Raw genomic sequence first — 3666 nt, forward strand, 5'->3', positions numbered from 1 at the left:
TTGAGTTCGGCAGCGTGGGGATCATAGCGATAGCTGGTTATTGTGCCCTCCCTGATCTTTTCCACAGCGTCGTTTATGACAAAGAGGGGTACGAGGAACCATTCTTTCGGGACCACAGGCCGTCCAAAGCGATCCATGATCTCGATCTCAAGCCGTGCAGGTTCGAAAATACGGTGGATCAGGTTTTCCAGTTTGGACCGATTGATGTTGTAAAGCTCGTAAGTCGCAACCACCTCGACATTCGCCATCAGGAACGTCGGCTCCAAATGCGCGCGGGCGATCCGCTTTTCCACGCTCATGTTGGTCACACCGATCTTGTGAACCAGTTCCCTATTTTCTGCGACGCGTGGATCATCGGACTTGCTCCGAAGCACATAGATGATCCCGCTCGCTTCATCCCCATCGATGGTCTGATCCGAAAATAGTGGGCCTGCCGATGGGTCAGTGATCCGGCGTCCCGCATCGTCCTTGTTCAACGCGCGCTGGAGCGAACGCATCAGCATATTGCTCTCGGTGCCGTTGTCGAAAATGACCCGCAGACGGGCATCTCGATCTCCGTATTCCTGCGTGAACAGGTCACCGACTGACGCAATATATACCTTCTGGCCCCCGAGAATGAAAAACTTGCCCTTTTCAATTTCGGATTTGCGTTCAAAAGGGCGCGTTTCGCGCAAGCCGGTGTCCAGCTCCCTTTGGACCTGCTCGAACAACGGCTTGAAGCGTGCGAAATCTTCACAGCGATCACGGCTCGCGATCTCTTCCGCGGCCTTTTTCTCAGCAGTCGAGCGGACATGCATCAGTTCTGTGATCGCCGGGGCGTCCACCTCGATCCCGAGGGCGTCCAGAAGCGCGTCGTCATCCATCTGGTCAGCATTGCTGACCTGCGAAAGTGGCGTGCCACGCAGCAGCCCCTGATGATCCATTGGCACAATAAGGTCGCGGCATTCCTGCAACTCGGCAATCCGGTCAAGGCGGACTGCATACAGGCGCTCGAAGATATCGCGATCCTCGCCATGCTGAGGTCGGCGACCCTGCTCCGCAACAAAACGCTGAATTTCTTCGAAGCCTGCGATGATGCGTTCTTCGCGTGGTGTGCGGCTGAACTGCTTCTTGACCTCGACCTCGACGCCAAGCTCGGCAAGCAGGGCATCATCTTCGTCGGTGAACCCCTTAGCCATTGGCAGCCTCCTGCTTCATGCGCGCGAGATAGGCCACGCCTTCGGCCATCTTCTTCTCCCACGGATCAGGGGATGTGATGGAAGGCAGACGGCCCCGCTCTTGCTTGAATTTGACAGCGCGCTTCGCCAGATCACGCGCCTCATCCGGTGACAGTTGCACCTTTTTCGCCGAGATCACGGCCTGAACCTGCCGAAGGCTTTCCTCGCTCATGGTCTTTGCCAAGATCGAATAGGCCTCGCCGAAGGGGTTGATCCGGTCGATCAGGTCGATGTCGAGCTCACGCACATCCATGGCGAATTTGCGCACCCCGTCGATCAGCGCGGTGTTTCCCGTAGTCTGCGTATCTTCGCCGCTCGACAGCGCGATCTGCTTTGCTTTCTGGGTCAGGTTCAGCGCGGCCACCGCATGCTGGCGCACGGCCTCCTGATCCTCGGTATCCAGTTCGGGAAACCGCGCGGCGACGATCTTGCCCATGCGCACTTGGGTCAGTTCTTCGGGGACCAGTTCTTCGTCAAACAGCCCGCGCTCGATTGTGGTCTTGTCCTGAACGAAAGCGGTGATCACCTCGTTGAGGTCTTCCTGACAGATGCGCTTGGCTTCCTTGCTCTTGGGTTCGACCAGGCCCTTGATCTCGATCTGGAACTGCCCGCTGGCCTCGTTGAAGCCAACGTTTTCCTTTTTGGGATCATAGCCGCCCTCGCCGTAATCGAACCCGTCGACAGGGCCGCTGTTCACAGTCTTGGGCGTGAAGTTGAAACGCGGGGCCAGCACCTGTTCCATCAGCAGGCTTGCGGCGATCGCTTTCAGCGTATCGTTGACCGCCTCGGTTACGGCCTCGGCCGCGGCGTCAGGCTCGGCGATCAGGTTGGTGAACCGGGCGCGCGTCTTGCCCTCGGCATCGCGGGTGGCGCGGCCGATGATCTGCACGATCTCGGTCAGGCTGGCGCGATAGCCGACCGTCAGGGCGTGTTCGCACCAGATCCAGTCGAACCCCTCCTTCGCCATGCCCAGAGCGATGATGATGTCGACATGGTCGCGGTTGTTCTTCTGCGCGGGGTCCTTCAGCGCGGCGGAAACCTTGTCGCGCTTGGGCCCGTCATCATCCACCAGATCGGCGATGCGCAGCACACGCCCCTCGGGCGTCTTGACCAACTGAAACCCGGTGGCAGGGTCGGTGCCCTGCCATTCACCAAGCGCATCAATGATGTGCTCGACCTCGCGGTGCTTGTCCTTCGTGCTTTCGCGCGAATTCACGTTCGGGATGTGCAGGATGGTCTTCTCGGTCGGGTCCAGCACCTTGAGGATGTCATCCGCGTAGGACCCGGAATAGAAGAAATACCCGATGTCGAGCGTCTTGAGGTATTTGTAGCCGTTCAGCTGCTCGTAATAGGTGTAGGTGACCGTGTCGAACCGCGCCTCGTCCTCGGGCGACAGGACGGCCTCGGCATCGCCGCGGAAGTACGATCCGGTCATCGCCACCAGATGCACCTTGTCGCGTGCGACCAGCGCGCCCAGATGCGCGCCCAGCTTGTTGTCGGGGTTGGCCGAGACGTGGTGGAACTCGTCCACCGCGATCAGGCGATCATCAAAAGCCTCGATGCCGAACTTGTCGACGGCGAAACGAAAGGTCGCGTGGGTGCAGACCAGCACCCGGTCCGCGCTCGCCAGAAACTTGCCGACGGCCCCGACCTTGCCATCGTCGCCACCGGGGGCGTTGCACAGGTTCCATTGCGGCTGCACGGTCCAATCCGCCCAGAACCCATATTTGCTCAGCGGCTCATCGTTGAAGCTGGACCCGATGGATTTTTCCGGCACCACGACGATGGCCTGACGCAGGCCCTGATTGTGCAGCTTGTCGAGAGCGATGAACATCAGCGCGCGGGATTTGCCCGAGGCGGGAGGCGACTTGATCAGCAGATATTGCTCACCCCGCTTCTCATAAGCACGCTCCTGCATTGCGCGCATGCCCAGCTCGTTCGACGTGGTCGAGCTGCCATTGGCGGCGTATTTGACGGAGACGGAGGGGACCTGTGCCATGATCAAAACCCGTGAAACAACATGTCGAGCGCGGCGGTGATCGCGTCGAACCTTTCGGACAAATCCCCGACCGGAGCCTTCAGAATGCTGGCGGGGACGGCGGCGATGTATTGCGTCATCATCAGATGCACAGCACCCTCGATCTCAAACACCGGGTTCAATCGGCTGGCGGCGATGGGCGCGCGCCCTTGCGGCAAGAGCGGCACCACCGCGCGCACGTTCAGCCCTTCCAGCAGGTCGCTTTGCACATCCAGCAGATAGCCATTGCCTGACGGGTCGGGGAACAGATCATATTGCGCCATCAGAACTGCCGGTATTTCTCTAGCGGCAGGCCGTGCTGTTCCACCCAGTCGTTCGAGCTTTGGATGGCCGCGCGGTTTTCCTCCAGCCAAGCGGCGGCCTTTCGGGCGCGCACGGCGTCGCGCAGGCTGGCCTCGAAGGTGGCGGAGA

Annotated in this window: 4 protein-coding genes; all 4 read right to left on the bottom strand. The window is 60.0% G+C overall.

The genetic code is table 11. The features are described 5' to 3' along the window. A partial coding sequence (locus tag V7N12_RS12210; protein WP_333714873.1) for a GIY-YIG nuclease family protein occupies window positions 1–1178 on the bottom strand: 1178 nt, incomplete at its 3' end. Beyond that, the gene (locus V7N12_RS12215; RefSeq protein WP_333714874.1) at window positions 1171–3216 is read right to left on the bottom strand and encodes a pseudomurein-binding repeat-containing protein; all 2046 of its coding nucleotides are present in this window, start codon (window positions 3214–3216) and stop codon (window positions 1171–1173) included. The genes V7N12_RS12210 and V7N12_RS12215, both read right to left, overlap by 8 nt. A gap of 2 nt (window positions 3217–3218) precedes the next feature. Next, a complete protein-coding gene (locus V7N12_RS12220) occupies window positions 3219–3518 on the bottom strand; it encodes a CcdB family protein (RefSeq protein ID WP_333714875.1) in 300 nt (99 codons plus the stop codon). Continuing rightward, window positions 3518–3631, bottom strand: a complete 114-nt coding sequence (locus V7N12_RS12225; protein WP_333714876.1) for a type II toxin-antitoxin system CcdA family antitoxin — start codon at window positions 3629–3631, stop codon at window positions 3518–3520. Before V7N12_RS12225 ends, V7N12_RS12220 begins: the two co-directional genes overlap by 1 nt. Window positions 3632–3666 lie beyond the last annotated feature (35 nt).

Source organism: Yoonia sp., from assembly GCF_036770585.1.
Lineage (GTDB): Bacteria > Pseudomonadota > Alphaproteobacteria > Rhodobacterales > Rhodobacteraceae > Yoonia.